We start from the raw sequence: 14,783 nt of genomic DNA on the forward strand, positions 1-14,783 counted from the left end.
AGTTGGTTCCCCTGTTCCTAGTGGGCCACGGCTGCGGCGCCGTGTTCGTCGATGAGGTGGCCGGTTTCGAAGCGTTCCAGCGAGAAAGGTGCGTTCAGCTTGTGCGGCTCATCGTTGGCGATGGTGTGGGCGAAGGTCCAGCCTGCGCCCGGGGTGCCCTTGAAGCCGCCGGTTCCCCAGCCGCAGTTGACGTAGAGGTTCTCGACCGGGGTCTTGGAAACGATCGGTGAGGCGTCCATGGTGGTGTCCACGATGCCGCCCCAGGTACGTAGCACGTGGGCTCGTGCGAAGATCGGGAAGAGTTCCACGGAGGCCGCCATCTGTTCCTCGATGACGTGGAACGCACCGCGCTGGCCGTACCCGTTGTATGAATCGATGCCCGCGCCCATGACTAGTTCGCCCTTATGCGCCTGGGAGACGTAGACGTGGATGTGGTTGGACATGACCACCGTTGGGTGGACCGGTTCGAAGAGTTCGGAGACCAATGCCTGCAATGGGTGGGACTGGATGGGCAGATCCACGCCAGCCATTTCGGCCACTACCGAGGAGTGCCCTGCACTAGCCAGGGCGACCTTGCCTGCCAGGATGGTGCCGCGGTTGGTTTTCACACCGGTGACCCTGTTGCCGTCCTTGATGATTCCAGTGACTTCGCAATTCTGGATCAGGTCTACGCCCATTTCGTTGCATTTGCGGGCGAAGGCCCAGGCAACGTGGTCGTGCTTGGCGATGCCTGCACGTGGCTGCCAGGTGGCTCCCATGACCGGGTAGCGGATGTCATCACTGGTATTGATGATCGGGCAGGCTTCCTTGACCTGGTCCGGGGTGAGCCATTCGGCGTCGACCCCATTGAGCTGGTTCGCTTCGACGCGACGCACCGATTCGCGCACGTCCCCCAGGGTGTGGGCCAAGTTCATGACACCGCGCTGGGAGAAGAGGAAGTCGTATTCAAGTTCTTCGGGCAGCTGCTCCCAGAGCTTCAGGGAGTGCTCGTAGATGCCTGCTGATTCATCCCACAAGTAGTTCGAACGGATAATGGTGGTGTTGCGGGCCATGTTTCCGCCGGCCAGCCACCCCTTTTCCAACACCGCGATATTGGTCATGCCGTGGTTCTTGGCCAGGTAGTAGGCAGTAGCAAGTCCGTGCCCGCCGCCGCCGACAATTACGGCATCGTAGGATTTTTTGGGGTCCGGGTTATTCCAGAGAAATTCTGGGTGCTCGGGAAGCAGATCAGCCATGATTATGCTCCAATCTTCTTCAAGTTTGGGTACAGCGGGTGCGCCTGCGCAAGGCCCAGAACACGATCCTTCAACTCAGGCAACACACCAGTATTACCATCAGCACCAGCAATCAACGTCTGCGCAATAATCTCCGCAACCTCAGCAAACGCAGCCTCAGAGAAACCACGAGTCGCCAACGCCGGAGTACCAATACGCAAACCAGAAGTCACCATCGGCGGACGCGGATCAAACGGCACCGCATTACGATTCACCGTGATCTCCACCTGCGCCAACAAATCCTCAGCCTGCTGGCCATCCAACTCCGAATTACGCAGGTCCACCAGCACCAAATGCACATCGGTGCCACCAGTCAACACACTGATGCCCTTGGCAGCCACATCAGCCTGAGTCAAACGCTCAGCCAAAATCCGCGACCCAGCCAACGTACGCTCCTGACGCTCCTTGAACTCCTGTGAGGCAGCAATCTTGAAGGCCACCGCCTTACCAGCAATCACATGCTCCAACGGACCACCCTGCTGACCAGGGAACACCGCCGAATTGATCTTCTTGGCAATATCAGCATCATTAGTCAAAATAATGCCACCACGAGGACCAGCAAGAGTCTTGTGCGTGGTCGAAGTGACCACGTGTGCGTGAGGCACTGGCGATGGGTGCAAACCAGCAGCAACCAGACCAGCAAAGTGCGCCATATCCACGAACAAGTACGCGCCGACCTTGTCAGCGATCTCGCGGAAACGAGCGAAGTCCAGCTGACGAGGATACGCAGACCAACCAGCCACAATCATCTTCGGCTGGCTCTCCACAGCAAGGCGTTCGACCTCGTCCATGTCGACCTCGTAGGTCTCTTCGTTCACACCGTAAGGAACGATGTTGAACAAACGACCCGAGAAGTTGATCTTCATCCCGTGAGTCAGGTGACCACCGTGAGCCAAATTCAGGCCCATCACGGTATCGCCCGGGCGAACCAACGCGTGGAACACCGAAGCGTTAGCCTGAGCACCGGAATGCGGCTGAACGTTCGCGAACTCCGCACCGAACAGTGCCTTCAAACGGTCGATAGCCAGCGTCTCAACAACGTCAACCTCTTCACACCCACCGTAGTAACGGCGGCCCGGGTAGCCTTCGGCGTACTTGTTAGTCAGCACCGAACCCTGCGCCTGCATTACCGCCTGCGCGGTGTGGTTCTCCGACGCGATCATTTCCAAGCCACGCTGCTGACGAGCCAACTCGGCATCGATACGCTGCGCAATCTCTGGATCAAGGATCCCGAGATCCTCGGTCAGCGAGTCTGCTGCAAGGGATGTAGTTTGAGTCATTGCCATTCCTAAATGTATGAATTGCCGACAACTGATATATCAATATGTGATTCACTGTATGATGAGAGTCACACCTCGGTCAATGGGTTAGCTGTAATTTTTTTGGCACATAGCATTCCGTGCAATAACGCCGGGAAAACGGAGGACAAGATGACCACGACCGCTCAACTTATTGCTGGCGCCGAGTCAATGGCCGAACGCGCTTATCTGCTACTGCGCGATCGGCTCATCATGATGGATATCGCTCCGGGCGACCCTATCAACGAAGGCCAGCTAGCCGAAGAACTTGGCATTGGGCGCACCCCACTGCGCGAGGCACTCAAGCGCCTGGAAGTCGACCATCTCGTGCAGTCCTACTCGCGCCGTGGAACCTTCGCCACGCGCGTGGATATTACCGAACTGGCAGATATCACCGAAGTACGCCAGGCACTGGAACCTCTGGCGGCAGGAAAAGCCGCCGCGCTGAATGGCGGAGTCGCCCGCCTTCAGATGCAAGAAACCATCATGGCGGTCGGCGCATTGAACTCCAACAACGCGCGCCGCGAGCTGATGGAGAACGATCTCCAGGTGCACCGCTTGATCTATCGCGCCGCCGGCAATCACCACCTCGAAGAAACGCTCATTCGGCTGGACAACCTAGCCACGCGGATCTGGTGCATGACACTGAATCGGCTGCCTACGGTTGATGAGCACATTTCAGAGCATGCCTATTTGCTCCAGGCCATTCTTGACGGCGACGTTCAGGCCGCCGAGAACCTGGCGCTGGAGCATATCGTTCATTTCGAGTCATCGGTGCGCGCGGTCCTCTAGCTCAACTGTTGCATCACCATCTGGACTGGCACGACGGGTTTCCGGGCGCTATTCGGAACCTGGGTGATCCCCCGCCCGGTGGTCTCGGGTGCGCCCGACACCGCGATCCGGACGCATGCCGATGGGCGCGAAATCCTGCGAACTGCGCTCCGGAGAATCGGTGTTCGCCGGGGACAGCGGATCTCTCTCCCTCCGGGTCCCACCGTTGCTCCGGCGCTCCGAGCAATTACGCAGCGAGGCTCAGAGCTCGCCCAGCTCCACCGACTGATCGGCGAGTCGTTCCGGAGCGATGCTCTTTCCAAGTAGCCCGCGCAAGGTCTCGTTTACGTCCCAGATGTTCACATTCATCGCTGCGGTGAGCCTTCCGCCGTCCAACCAGAAGACGATGAACTCCCCCGATTCAGTGTCCCCGCGCACCACGGTGGTGTCCTCCGGCGCCGCATAGCCGACATATTCCATACCCAAATCGAACTGGTCGGTGAAGAAGTAGGGAGCCCAATCGTAGCTTGCGTCCTTCCCAGCCAGCGTCGCGGCGGCGAGCTTGCCTTGGCGGATGGCGTTATCCCAGTGCTCTACCCGCAATTGCCGGCGCAATGAGCTGTTGAAAGCCTGTGCGATGTCTCCGATGGCGAGGATCCTCGGATCCGAGCTACGCAGTGCAGCATCGACAATCACCCCGCGGTCGATCTCCAGTCCCGCCTGCTGTGCTAGTTCGATATTCGGGACCGCACCGATAGCAAGGAGCACCACGTCGGCGCGGCTGGTTCCGGCGCTGCTGACTATCTCCAGGTGCCCGTCGGTTTCTTGTATCGCCTCGACCTGGGTGCCTGTGCGTACATCCACCCCATTGCGCTGATGCAGTTCTAGCAGGTGATGTCCGAAGCGTTCTCCGAAGACTTTGCCAAGCGGGACTTCGTCCGGGGAGTACACGGTGACGCGAGCTCCCCGGGAGCGCGCGCTCGCTGCGGCCTCCATGCCGATCCAGCCCGAACCTATCACTGCGAGTTGTGTGTCTTCGGTCAGTGATTCGCGCAGTGCATGTGCCTGCTCGACGGTGCGCAATACGTGCACACCAGGTAGTCCATGGCCAGCGAAAGGATGGGCTCCCCCGAGGTTTGGGCGGGCACCGGTGGCCAAGACCAATTGCTCGTAAGAGACGTTGCTGCCGTCGTTGAGCGTTAGTGTCTGGTTTTTCCGGTCGATTTTTTCAACCCGCACCCCGAGCCGCAGCTCTACCTCATTTTCCTCATACCACTGCGCAGTATTAACGGTGAAGTCTTCGAGCCTCTCCTTGCCCTGGAGGTAACCCTTTGACAAGGGCGGCCGTTCATAGGGCAATTCTTGTTCTTCGCCAATCAAGGTGATCGCTCCTGCGTGCCCTAGGCTACGCAGTTCCTTCACGGCGCTGGCTGCGGCAAGACCCGCACCAACGATGACGATTGATTCTTGCCCCATCGAACACCCCTTAGCTTCCGTCGGCGGAAATCATGCTGCCACCGTCAGTTAATAGTGCTTACCTCTTCGATCCTCACACTTCGATGGCCCCGTTGGCAAGGTTTGCGCAGTTCAGCTACTGGTAACGAAAAAGCTGGCGAGCTGACCGCAAGATGCGGTCAGCTCGCCAGCCGACGTTGAAAGTTACCGAGAGCCTTTGCTACTGCCCGGTTCCCTTTTTGTGTTGTCCTTTGCCGCTGCTTTCATCACGTCGGCCAAAAACGCCACGCGAGCGCGTCACCCGGTAGTCAATGCGGTCATCAACATATCGACGGAGTTCCGGCTGGTCGTCCAGTGCGCCCCACAGCTCGTCGGAGACGTGTTCGGTGACCCGCTCGAGGCGGATCTTGGCCTCGATGATCTCCAGCGTCCGGCTTTCGTGGCGCAGCCCCTTGACCGTTGCCACGGCCATCAGGATCATGATGATGCTGAAAGGCAGCGCCGTGGCCAGCGACCCGGCCTGCAGCGCCTGCAGCCCGCCGGCCATCAGCAGCGCCGCGGCCAGCAGACCCTCGAGCACCGCCCAGAGCACGCGGGACCAGGTTGGCGGGTTCGGGTGGCCGCCGGAGGCCAGCATGTCCACAACCAGCGAGCCGGAGTCCGAGGAGGTGATGAAGAAGATCGCCACCAGGATGATCGCCATGACCGAGAGGATCGTGCCCAGCGGCAGGGCTTCGAGAACCTGGAACAGCGAGCCTTCCGCGGACACCGCACCGTCCTGGACCATGTCCCCAGCTCCGAAGAACTGGCGGTACAGCCCGGCGCCGCCCATCACCGAGAACCAGAGGAACCCGACGATGGTCGGCACCAGCAGCACGCCCATGACGAACTGGCGCACGGTGCGCCCGCGCGAAATGCGGGCGATGAAGATGCCCACGAACGGGGCCCAGGCGATCCACCAGCCCCAGTAGAACACCGTCCAACTGGAGAACCAGGTCTGCGCTGCCTCGCCTTGCTGGAAGGCGCCCACATCGAAGGTCATGTTCATCCAGTTGGCCAGGTACACGCCCAGGGACTGCACGAAATTCTGGAACAAGAACAAGGTCGGTCCCAGCAGCAGCACGCTGATCATCAGCAGGCCCGCCATGGACAGGTTGATGTTCGAGAGCCACTTGATGCCTGCGCCCAGGCCGCTGACCACGCTCATGGTGGCCAGGAAGGTGATTACCACGATGAGGGTGACCAGCAACGTGTTGTCCACCGAATCCACCAGCCCGATGGACTGCAGCCCCGAGCTGATCTGCTGCACGCCCAGGCCCAGCGATGTCGCGATGCCAAACACCGTGCCGAAGATGGCCAGCACGTCGATCACGTCGCCCAGCCAGCCCTTGACTCGGTCTCCGAGCACCGGTTCCAGCGCCCAGCGGATCGAGACCGGACGGCCGCGGCGGTGGATGGCGTAGGCCAGGGCCAGACCGATGACCGCGTAGATGGCCCAAGGATGCAGGCCCCAGTGGATGAAGGTCTGGGCCATGGCCAGGCCAGAGATTTCCGCTTCGCTACCTTCCCAGCCCGGCTTCGGGTCCACCGTGGCATAGGTCAGCGGTTCTCCCACGCCATAGAAGACCAAACCGATGCCCATGCCGGCAGCGAAGAGCATCGCGAACCAGCTGAACAAACCGAATTCCGGTTTCTCCCCGTCATTGCCCAGCGTGATCCGGCCAAGCTTCGAGAAGCCGATGGCGATCACCAGGGCCACGAATCCGCCGATGATCAGCATGTAGTACCAGCCCAGATTCGCTACGATCCAGTTCTGGACGCCCTTGAATACTGTATCCGCGGCGTCCGGCAGCGCAATGGCGAAAATTGCGACCGCGAGGATTACGATCAGTGCCGGCCAAAAGACCGCCGGGGCGATCCCGCCCTTGCCCAGGCGCACGCCCTGGCGCAGCAGCTTTGCAGTGATCTGCGCGTCGGTGTCGTTCTCTGCGATGTGCATATGCACCGGAATCGGCGCGGTATGCGGGGAGTCTGAAACAGGATCTTGCGCTTCGGTCTCATCCGGATTCTCGGGAGGTTCGACCTCGTCTATATTTCGCGTCATCGTCCTTTATCCTTCGCTGCGAATGTTGTCCTATGCTTTAACACCCTTATGCGTTGCGGACTAAGATACAAGTGGCGTCGGGAAAATTAGTCCCTTGATCCATGAAAGTTCTGCGCCCCGGGGCAAGCGATCTACCCTCCGATACACCCGCTGGTGCGAAAATTCGAAATCTCTTTCGGTTGACCAATGATTATCGCTTGACAAGTACGTTTGCGGAATCGAAGAAAAATTTTAGTGACGATCTCACATAGGAATTACCGCAGTTTTTCACTGACTCCCGGCACATAATCCGCAAGTCCAGACATCGTGTTATTGAGAGAAAATTCATCTCAGTTGCACGGCACGCTTCGAGGCGAAATTTAATCTCATCCGTATCGAGCGATGCCCCACCGCAAATTACTAGGGCTTTTGACAATTTCATCCCAGGAGTCCGCAGACCGAAAACTTTCATTCCAAATCGTGGTGACACGCACACCAAGCCCGGTACAGTGCTAAGTAACCTCAGCTTCGGCAGCGGATGAATTCACCCAGCGGCGCGGAGCTGGAAGCTGACTTGTTCTGAAGGAGTCGACCATGTTCACCCCAGAGGTTCCCTTTCTCCGATCCAGCGCTACCCCGATTCCAGGCCGCTATGTGCTGGTCTTCGATTCGGCCGAACAGACAGAGTCCACATCTATCGGACTCCGTGCGCGTGCCGAGGAGGTCCCACAGATTCTTGAATCCGAAGGCTATAGCTTGACCGAGTATTTCCCGCGGCTCGGCATCGCCGTGGTCAGTAGCGCCGCCGAGCAACTCGACGAGTTCCAGGCACGTTGCGCCAGCCGGCGGATGCCTACCCGTGTGGTGCCCGAGATGGTGTATCACGCGTTGTCGGCAGTTCCCACCCCGCAACCCACCGATTCCTTCGAGGACACCGACCAAGCAACCTGGGGTTTGCAAGCGGTAGGCGCAGTCAACTCCGAATACACCGGTGCCGGCATCAAGGTAGCTGTCTTGGATACCGGCTTTGACCTAGCTCACCCAGACTTCACCGGACGCACTGTGGTATCAAAATCCTTTGTCGAGGGCGAAGATGCCCAAGACGGCCACGGGCATGGAACCCACTGCATCGGTACCGCTTGCGGCCCACGCACCTTGGCCGATGGCCGCGGCTACGGAGTGGCCTCCGGGTCAGATATCTATGCGGGCAAGGTGCTTGGTTCGGACGGATCCGGGTCCGACGCAACCATCCTGGCCGGTATCGACTGGGCATTGGAAAACGAATGCCAGGTGATTTCCATGTCTCTGGGGGCCGATGTGCAACAAGTCCATCCGCCTTATGTCACCGCTGGGCGCCGGGCGCTGGAACTCGGCTCGCTGATCATCGCTGCGGCAGGTAATAACGCCCAGCGCTCTCAGGGAAACCCTGGCTTCGTCGGAGCACCAGCTAACAGTCCTTATGTGATGGCGGTCGGCGCACTGGACAACACGTTGAGCATTGCCGATTTCTCGGCTCGCACGTTGCCCGGTCGCGGCGGGCAGGTCGATACTTCCGGTCCCGGCGTTGCGATCTATTCCTCTTGGCCCGGAGCCGAGAAATACAACACCATCAGCGGCACTTCCATGGCTACGCCGCATGTGGCTGGCATCGCTGCGCTACTTGCCGAGGCCACCGGCTTCAGGGCACGTGAATTGTGGGCCGAGCTCGTCCAAGAGGCCAAGCGCCTAGAGCTGTTCTCCGTAGATGTTGGATCAGGCCTCACCCAAGCTCCACCACCGGCCGAAGCTTAGGACTGAAAGATCATGAGCGAATCATCGGATGATCGGGCAGCGTCCTCGCACACCTATATCGTGACCGTGACGGCAACTTACACCGCGCGGATCGATCAGGTAGTCAGTTCGCTGGAAGCCTCCGGGCTGCGGATCAACAAGGTACTTGGCACGCTGGGTCAGGTGATCGGTCACGGCGATGAAGAACTGCGCGCCCAGCTGCAGCAAGTCGAAGGGGTGCAGTCGGTAGATGATGAAAAAGTTTATCGTCTGCCAAACCCTGAAGAACCCTTGCAGTAGTCACTGACCTGAGACGTTGCGGAGTGGCGCACGTATAAGGCGTGCGCTATTCTGTTGCGCCTTGGGGAATTGTGCGAGGCTATTTTGCTAGTCAAAATTCTCTGGACGGATGTGGACTCTGGTGGTGAACTGGGAACATGAAACAGTACAACATCGGCTATTTTGTCGGTTCGCTAGCCACGAATTCCATCAACCGTACGTTGTCCAAGGCCTTGATCAAGCTGGCCCCGGAAAACCTGACATTCACCGAAATCCCGATCAAGGATCTACCGCTCTACAGCTACGATTACGACGAGGATTTCCCTGCTGCTGGTGTCGAACTCAAACGAGCCATCGAAGCATCTGACGGGCTCTTATTCATTTCCCCCGAATACAACCGCTCGATCCCCGGTGCATTGAAAAATGCGATCGATTGGGGTTCACGTCCGTGGGGCACTAATTCGTTCGCCCGCAAACCCAGTGGACTGGTTGGAGCTTCGATGGGCGCCATCGGCACCGCGGTGATGCAGTCTTCAATGCGTGGCGTGCTCAGTTTCCTCGACGCCCCGCAGCTGAACTCCCCTGAGGTTTATCTTGCATTCAATCAGGAAGACTTTGATGCCGAAGGAAATGTGTTGAATCATTCGACGGCCGAATTCCTGACTCACTACATGGGCGAGTACTCGGGATTTGTTGCCCGTGTACTGGATGCCACCGCCGAGGGACATATCGGGGACCCAAACCCGCAGCACGGCTAGTTGTCCAGCGGGTAAATTCGACAGATCCTTTCCGGATTCGCCGAAGGGTTGCGGAGGTTTAAGCGAAAAAATCCCGGTATCACTTTATGCAAGTGATACCGGGATTTTAATCTGTGGAGGTAAGGGGATTCGAACCCCTGACCTTCTGCATGCCATGCAGACGCGCTACCAACTGCGCCATACCCCCAGATGAAGGTTTAGTTCCTGCGGTCTTTTGGACCTCCGAACCGAGATATAACTCTACCGGAGCCTGCAGATAAATACCAATCGGCATTCAGAGAGGCTAATCACAATTACACTTCCCATCCACGAATTCCGGTGGAAGAATGTGCCTCGTGGACGGATCCGTCTTACGAACTTCGGCGAAAGGTAACTTCCCAATGTCCGTAGCTATGACCCCTTATCTGCAATTCGGCGGCGTCGCCCGCGAAGCGATGGAGTACTACCACTCCATTTTCGGCGGAGAATACTCCGCCATGACATTCCAAGAAGGAATGAACGACGGCAATCCTGCCACCGCCGACCTGATCATGCACTCTTCATTGTTTGTCGATCGCGGGCTGCACCTGATGGGCGCCGATGCTATGCCGGAAATGAATGTGACCGGAAACGGCACGATTGCCCTGAGTAACGATGCGACCGACCCAGCCGACGAAGCGAAGCTTACGGACTGGTGGGAGAAGCTTTCCGAAGGTTCGCGCATCGATGAGCCCTTGGCCAAAGCCCCTTGGGGCGATTCATTTGGCATGCTGACCGACAAGTTCGGAGTGTGCTGGATGTTCAACATTGGCGCCGTAGGAAGCCAAGAGGGCTAACCTATTGCAGCTGAGTGTGGGGCATAGGCCTATGGGTCCATGCCCCACACCCATCAGTTTTGGTGGTCTAGCGTGTTTCTTGCTCGTCAATCCGTTCGAGAACTGCTGCGGCGCCGATAACCAGCCCGATCTTCTGCGCACGGATCTGCGTAATCCAAGCGATCAGCAAGCCCAAGGCCGCAAGTCCGGCACCAACCACGGATGGGGCCCGGTAGCCGAAGCCCGCGGTGATCACTATCGCACCGAGAGCAGCGCCGAGGGCATTGGCCACGTTCAGCGCCGAGTGGTTCAGCGAAGCTGCCAACGACTGCGCATGAGGGGCCGAATCCATCAATAGCGTCTGCAAGCTCGGGATCAACAGCGAGCCGACGCTTCCGAGGACGAACACCATGATGAGGGTCGGGATCACCCACGAGGCAACGGCGGCGAACACCAGCATGCTGACCACCATCAGCACACTGGCCAACTTGATCGCCCCAAATACCGACCAGTCGGCTAATCGTCCACCGATCAACGAACCAACTACCATGCCCACCCCGTAGAGCGCCAGGGCCAGTGGGACCAGCACGATGTTCAGTCCGGTTTCGTCGGTAAGCGTTGGGGAAATATAGGAGTAGACCGCAAAGAACCCGCCGAAGCCCACGATCCCTGTTGCCATAGCCAACCAGACCTGCACGCTTTTGAGTGCCGAAAGCTCGCGACGCATGCTCGCTCCCGCCTCGGCCTTTCGTAGTGGCACGAATACGGTGATCAGCGCAAAGGTGAGCAAACCCACGGCGGTGACAACGAGGAACATCGAACGCCATCCGACTTCCTGCCCCAACAGGGTCACCAATGGGACACCGCCGACGTTCGCCACCGAAAGACCCAGCATTACCCAGGCGATGGCTCGCCCGCGCATGCTGCCGGGCACCAAGTTACCTGCCAGCACACCCGCTAATCCGAAGTAGGCTCCATGAGGTAGTCCGGAAAGGAAACGAGTTATGAGCATGGTGCCATAATCGGGCGCGAAGAATGAGGAAAGGTTCGCCACGGCAAAGAGCAGGATCAATAGCTGCACAGCACGCTTTTTCGGGATTTTTGCGGCGAGCGCGGTCAACAGCGGAGCGCCGACAACCACGCCAATAGCGTAGGTGCTGATCACGAGTCCCATCTGGGAATTCGTGACATTCAAGTCTTCGGCGCCTTCTTGAAGCAGACCCATCATGGCGAACTCGGTGACACCGATGCCAAAGCCACCCATGCCCAGGGCAATAATCGCGAAGAGCAGGGTCCTGCCTTCTAAATACCTTGGGGGCGCTAAACGGTTCATCTGGGGGCCTCTTACTTTGCTGCGATTCGGGTGTGTTGATGGCACGGCTACGTTGGCGCCCGTATCAATCGTAGTGACAATATCTCTCGGGTGCTCAACACGGAACTCGACGCGGGTATTCCATGCTCAATCCACGGCTCGGCGAAGAACTTGTGGCAATGTGGAATTCTCATGTCCCATGCAGCTCATAATCGCCTCACCGCCGGCCGAATGGCCGCTCGGTTATTGATAGTTCTATTGTCCTTGGCACTGACCATAGTGCTAGTTGCCCACCGCAGCTTCCCCGAACGCGGTGGGCTCGGACTGTTTCTGGACAATTTGGCGCCATGGCTAGGCCTCGGCATCCCAATGTTATTCCTCTGGGCGCTAGTTGCACGCGGCCGCATCTCCTTTTTGGTGCTCCTGCTGCCGGCGGTAGCCTGGTCTTGGATCTTTGGCGCAGCTTTTCTGCCAGCGAATGCCCCTGAACCGGCTGCCAAGTTCACCGTTGCCACACAGAATGTGCACCAAGATGGGGCGCTTAGCTCCGCAGAAGACCTCGCCGCGCAGGGAGCGGATCTAATCAGCCTGCAGGAGCTAGGCGAAGGCCAAGCCGGCGAAGTCGGTGCACTTCTGAAAGAAACTCATCCGCACCAGTACACCGTGGGCACAGTGGGGGTCTACAGCAAGTATCAGATCCTCGATGAACAGCCGTTGGACCTTGGACTGGGTTGGGCGCGGGCTGTGCAGCTACGCGTGCGAACCGATGCCGGGGACGTGACCGTGTACGCGGTCCACGTGGCTTCCGCACGCCCGTTGGAACACACGGAGCGAGACCTGATGCTAGCTAATTTGGGAAGCACTCTCGCCGCCGATCGAAGCGCGAAAATTATCGCATTGGGCGACTTCAATGCAACGAATACCGACCGCCATTTCCAGCCGGTTTCGAATCAGCTCAACAAGGTGCCACATGAGCATTGGGGGTTTGGGATGACCTGGCCGAACCGTCCGATGCCCATGTTGGGAATTGATCACGTGTTGGTCCGCGGCCTGGATATCGGCTCCTCGGACACTTTGGCAGTGGGAGATTCCGATCATCGAGCCGTCATTGCCACTCTCGATCTGGCCTCCGAATGACGGCTTAGCCCATGCCCGTTTCACGCAGCGTGATATTAATTCGGCCGCTGCCCAGCGACCAGTCGGCCGGGGCAGTTCCCGGATAGATCTTCGTCACCGCATGGAAGGCCCAACGGGCAGGGCCTTCAAAGACAAATAAGTCGCCGGAAGCCAAGCGCACGTCTTGATAAGGCTTGGTGCGCGTCTCATTGTTCCCCAATCTGAAGTTCGCGCTCTCGCCAATGGACAACGAGACGATCGGCGCATTGACTTTCTCTTCGGCATCCTGATGCATGCCCATGGTCGAGCCGGGTGGATAGTAATTGATGATCGCCACGTCGGGGTCGTACCCCCTCGCTTTGGCTCGGTCTCCGGTAGTTTCAAGCACCGCTCGCTGCCCCAGCTGCACGAGCCAGTTCGGCATCGGCGGAACCCGCTGGCCGTTGAGGTCGTCGGCGGTGCGCGTATAAGTGTAGTTTCCCCAGTGCCATCCGAGGCACACCGTCTTGACCTTCATCGGGTGCCCGTTCACTAGCGTGGAATGCGGCGGAACCGGCCCATTGCCCCAAGCTAGAAAGCGTTCGGTGATCCAGTCTTGCTGCTCGCGGGTCAGCCAGCCGGGCACGTGCACCGCGCCGGCTCGCACCGTGTGGGGCCGGCGCTCCAAGGCGCCGTCATCAAAGAGCGACTGCATATTTCCACTGTGCCGTGCTTAGCACCAACGGGCAAGTAGAGGATTCTGGTGTCGGTCTAAGCTTGGGCCGCGGTGAATCGTTCCAGCGCGAGATTCACCAATTCGGTAGGCACCGGAGCATCTGCGGCAAGCAACGGCGCGCTGACCAAATCTGCACCGCATTGCTCGACCAGAGACTGGAAGTAGCCTGGCGCCAACAGATAGCTGGCAACGACCACGCGTTGTCGCGGGTTCGCAGTCCGAGCTGCGAGAACCGCCACTGCCAGGGACGGGTCCGCCGCAGCCACAAAGGCAGCGGTGACCTGCACGCCCAGCAGGTCGGCCAGCAGGCCTGCAACCTGTTGGCAGTCATGCACGCCCTGGGCCAGGCGCGTCCCGGCACCGGCGAGGATGACAGATTCGCCGGGCAGCCATCCGGCCTGCACGAGTCGGTGCTCGATAACCAGAGCGAGCGACGGGTGCGGGCCGAGGGCCAGCGCAATGCGAGTATTGGGCCGAATAGCTGCCGCTTCCCTGAGGTCTTGCTCGACGTGCACGCCCCTCGAAAGCAGCAGCGGCACGAGGACCGCGTGCGGTTCTTTGTCCGGCAGCCCGAGGAGCAGCGTACTTGCCCGGGGCTCTTGGACGTCAACGAATGACTGGTGTACGGCCACGGTGGCCGCGCAGCGGATCTCATTCACCAAGGCGGTGATGGCCTGTTGGCCTGCCGGGTCGCTGGTGCCGTGCGAGACGGCCACCAAGGACTCGGTTTGCGGGTCTGACGTTGATCCCCGGCTCACGCGGCGTTACCGTGCTCCGGCTATTCGCGGGGCGGTGTCGCGCTCCGAGCCGAATAATGGCTGGTTCGGCCGGTGGCTCGACTTGGCTCCGTCGGCCTGCCAGGATCCGCGGGCAATGAGTAGGCCCATTGGTCTTGCCTTTCATAGTTTCGACGCTCGTTTTCACGAGCCGGTGAATCCAGTCTACGAAGTGCGTGTTACAGCTAATCGCAAGTTTCTGTTGCGTCCAGGTAAATCCCCTCTCACCGGCACCAGGTGGCATCCAGATGCCGGTGCGAAGTACCTCAAACACGACCCCCATAAATCTCGTCTAGTTTATGTATGAATTATTCCTATGGAAACAAATGGGAAATTCCTGGGTAAAGGTTCCTGGATAGTGTTGTCAGCATCGAGCCATCGC

At 59.0% G+C, this 14,783-nt stretch carries 14 protein-coding genes and 1 tRNA gene; 6 read left to right on the top strand and 9 right to left on the bottom strand.

Annotated features, from left to right (window positions below; all coding sequences use genetic code 11):
* Positions 1-17: 17 nt before the first annotated feature.
* Both LG294_RS14480 and glyA read right to left on the bottom strand, forming a co-directional pair.
* Entirely contained in the window at positions 18-1,235 is a 1,218-nt protein-coding gene (locus LG294_RS14480; protein ID WP_404286891.1) for a sarcosine oxidase subunit beta family protein, read from the bottom strand.
* Between the two features lie 2 nt (positions 1,236-1,237).
* Positions 1,238-2,554, bottom strand: coding sequence for a serine hydroxymethyltransferase (glyA, locus tag LG294_RS14485; RefSeq protein WP_404286893.1), 1,317 nt, complete (start codon positions 2,552-2,554; stop codon positions 1,238-1,240).
* 150 nt (positions 2,555-2,704) lie between these two features.
* Between glyA and LG294_RS14490 the strand changes: the two genes are divergently transcribed.
* Positions 2,705-3,364 carry a GntR family transcriptional regulator gene (locus LG294_RS14490; protein WP_404286895.1) on the top strand — a complete coding sequence of 220 codons (660 nt, stop codon included), beginning with the start codon at positions 2,705-2,707 and terminating at the stop codon, positions 3,362-3,364.
* Between the two features lie 240 nt (positions 3,365-3,604).
* Here the strand turns inward: LG294_RS14490 and LG294_RS14495 are convergent, their stop codons facing one another.
* Both LG294_RS14495 and LG294_RS14500 read right to left on the bottom strand, forming a co-directional pair.
* Complete coding sequence (locus LG294_RS14495) at positions 3,605-4,819, bottom strand: NAD(P)/FAD-dependent oxidoreductase (protein WP_404286897.1); 1,215 nt, start codon at positions 4,817-4,819, stop codon at positions 3,605-3,607.
* Between the two features lie 199 nt (positions 4,820-5,018).
* Positions 5,019-6,902 (bottom strand): BCCT family transporter, encoded by a 1,884-nt coding sequence (locus tag LG294_RS14500; RefSeq protein ID WP_404286899.1) that lies wholly within the window; start codon positions 6,900-6,902, stop codon positions 5,019-5,021.
* 573 nt (positions 6,903-7,475) lie between these two features.
* Here LG294_RS14500 and LG294_RS14505 point away from each other — a divergent pair.
* The 3 genes from LG294_RS14505 to LG294_RS14515 all read left to right on the top strand — a co-directional run bounded on the left by LG294_RS14505 (position 7,476) and on the right by LG294_RS14515 (position 9,688).
* Complete coding sequence (locus tag LG294_RS14505; RefSeq protein ID WP_404286901.1) at positions 7,476-8,672, top strand: S8 family serine peptidase; 1,197 nt, start codon at positions 7,476-7,478, stop codon at positions 8,670-8,672.
* A gap of 12 nt (positions 8,673-8,684) precedes the next feature.
* Complete coding sequence (locus LG294_RS14510) at positions 8,685-8,951, top strand: hypothetical protein (protein WP_404286903.1); 267 nt, start codon at positions 8,685-8,687, stop codon at positions 8,949-8,951.
* A gap of 137 nt (positions 8,952-9,088) precedes the next feature.
* Positions 9,089-9,688: an NADPH-dependent FMN reductase gene (locus LG294_RS14515; RefSeq protein ID WP_404286905.1), complete on the top strand. Its 600-nt coding sequence runs from the start codon at positions 9,089-9,091 to the stop codon at positions 9,686-9,688.
* Between the two features lie 114 nt (positions 9,689-9,802).
* Here the strand turns inward: LG294_RS14515 and LG294_RS14520 are convergent.
* Positions 9,803-9,875 (bottom strand) — tRNA-Ala (locus LG294_RS14520).
* A 193-nt stretch (positions 9,876-10,068) separates the two neighbouring features.
* Here LG294_RS14520 and LG294_RS14525 point away from each other — a divergent pair.
* Complete coding sequence (locus LG294_RS14525) at positions 10,069-10,503, top strand: VOC family protein (RefSeq protein WP_404286907.1); 435 nt, start codon at positions 10,069-10,071, stop codon at positions 10,501-10,503.
* Between the two features lie 67 nt (positions 10,504-10,570).
* Here LG294_RS14525 and LG294_RS14530 read toward each other — a convergent pair whose 3' ends face one another.
* On the bottom strand, positions 10,571-11,815 hold the full coding sequence (locus LG294_RS14530; RefSeq protein WP_404286909.1) for an MFS transporter: 1,245 nt from the start codon (positions 11,813-11,815) through the stop codon (positions 10,571-10,573).
* Positions 11,816-11,986: 171 nt separating this feature from the next.
* On the opposite strand from LG294_RS14530, the gene LG294_RS14535 reads away from it, so the two are divergent.
* Positions 11,987-12,931, top strand: a complete 945-nt coding sequence (locus tag LG294_RS14535; RefSeq protein WP_404286911.1) for an endonuclease/exonuclease/phosphatase family protein — start codon at positions 11,987-11,989, stop codon at positions 12,929-12,931.
* A gap of 4 nt (positions 12,932-12,935) precedes the next feature.
* Here LG294_RS14535 and LG294_RS14540 read toward each other — a convergent pair whose 3' ends face one another.
* Genes LG294_RS14540 through LG294_RS14550 form a run of 3 tightly spaced genes read right to left on the bottom strand, consistent with a single transcriptional unit; the run spans position 12,936 to position 14,512 of the window.
* Positions 12,936-13,604, bottom strand: a complete 669-nt coding sequence (locus tag LG294_RS14540) for an alpha-ketoglutarate-dependent dioxygenase AlkB family protein (protein WP_404286913.1) — start codon at positions 13,602-13,604, stop codon at positions 12,936-12,938.
* Between the two features lie 56 nt (positions 13,605-13,660).
* Positions 13,661-14,383: a sirohydrochlorin chelatase gene (locus tag LG294_RS14545; RefSeq protein ID WP_404286915.1), complete on the bottom strand. Its 723-nt coding sequence runs from the start codon at positions 14,381-14,383 to the stop codon at positions 13,661-13,663.
* 6 nt (positions 14,384-14,389) lie between these two features.
* Positions 14,390-14,512 carry a hypothetical protein gene (locus LG294_RS14550; RefSeq protein ID WP_404286917.1) on the bottom strand — a complete coding sequence of 41 codons (123 nt, stop codon included), beginning with the start codon at positions 14,510-14,512 and terminating at the stop codon, positions 14,390-14,392.
* Between the last annotated feature and the right edge of the window lie 271 nt (positions 14,513-14,783).

This window comes from Glutamicibacter arilaitensis (assembly GCF_044793945.1).
In the GTDB taxonomy this organism is placed as follows: Bacteria; Actinomycetota; Actinomycetes; order Actinomycetales; family Micrococcaceae; genus Glutamicibacter; species Glutamicibacter arilaitensis_B.

Bases quoted from the DNA above. Each gene is read 5' to 3' on its own strand.
- LG294_RS14480 (WP_404286891.1), bottom strand. From the start codon at position 1,235: ATGGCTGATCTGCTTCCCGAGCACCCAGAATTTCTCTGGAATAACCCG.
- glyA (WP_404286893.1), bottom strand. From the start codon at position 2,554: ATGACTCAAACTACATCCCTTGCAGCAGACTCGCTGACCGAGGATCTC.
- LG294_RS14490 (WP_404286895.1), top strand. From the start codon at position 2,705: ATGACCACGACCGCTCAACTTATTGCTGGCGCCGAGTCAATGGCCGAA.
- LG294_RS14495 (WP_404286897.1), bottom strand. From the start codon at position 4,819: ATGGGGCAAGAATCAATCGTCATCGTTGGTGCGGGTCTTGCCGCAGCC.
- LG294_RS14500 (WP_404286899.1), bottom strand. From the start codon at position 6,902: ATGACGCGAAATATAGACGAGGTCGAACCTCCCGAGAATCCGGATGAG.
- LG294_RS14505 (WP_404286901.1), top strand. From the start codon at position 7,476: ATGTTCACCCCAGAGGTTCCCTTTCTCCGATCCAGCGCTACCCCGATT.
- LG294_RS14510 (WP_404286903.1), top strand. From the start codon at position 8,685: ATGAGCGAATCATCGGATGATCGGGCAGCGTCCTCGCACACCTATATC.
- LG294_RS14515 (WP_404286905.1), top strand. From the start codon at position 9,089: ATGAAACAGTACAACATCGGCTATTTTGTCGGTTCGCTAGCCACGAAT.
- LG294_RS14525 (WP_404286907.1), top strand. From the start codon at position 10,069: ATGTCCGTAGCTATGACCCCTTATCTGCAATTCGGCGGCGTCGCCCGC.
- LG294_RS14530 (WP_404286909.1), bottom strand. From the start codon at position 11,815: ATGAACCGTTTAGCGCCCCCAAGGTATTTAGAAGGCAGGACCCTGCTC.
- LG294_RS14535 (WP_404286911.1), top strand. From the start codon at position 11,987: ATGTCCCATGCAGCTCATAATCGCCTCACCGCCGGCCGAATGGCCGCT.
- LG294_RS14540 (WP_404286913.1), bottom strand. From the start codon at position 13,604: ATGCAGTCGCTCTTTGATGACGGCGCCTTGGAGCGCCGGCCCCACACG.
- LG294_RS14550 (WP_404286917.1), bottom strand. From the start codon at position 14,512: ATGGGCCTACTCATTGCCCGCGGATCCTGGCAGGCCGACGGAGCCAAG.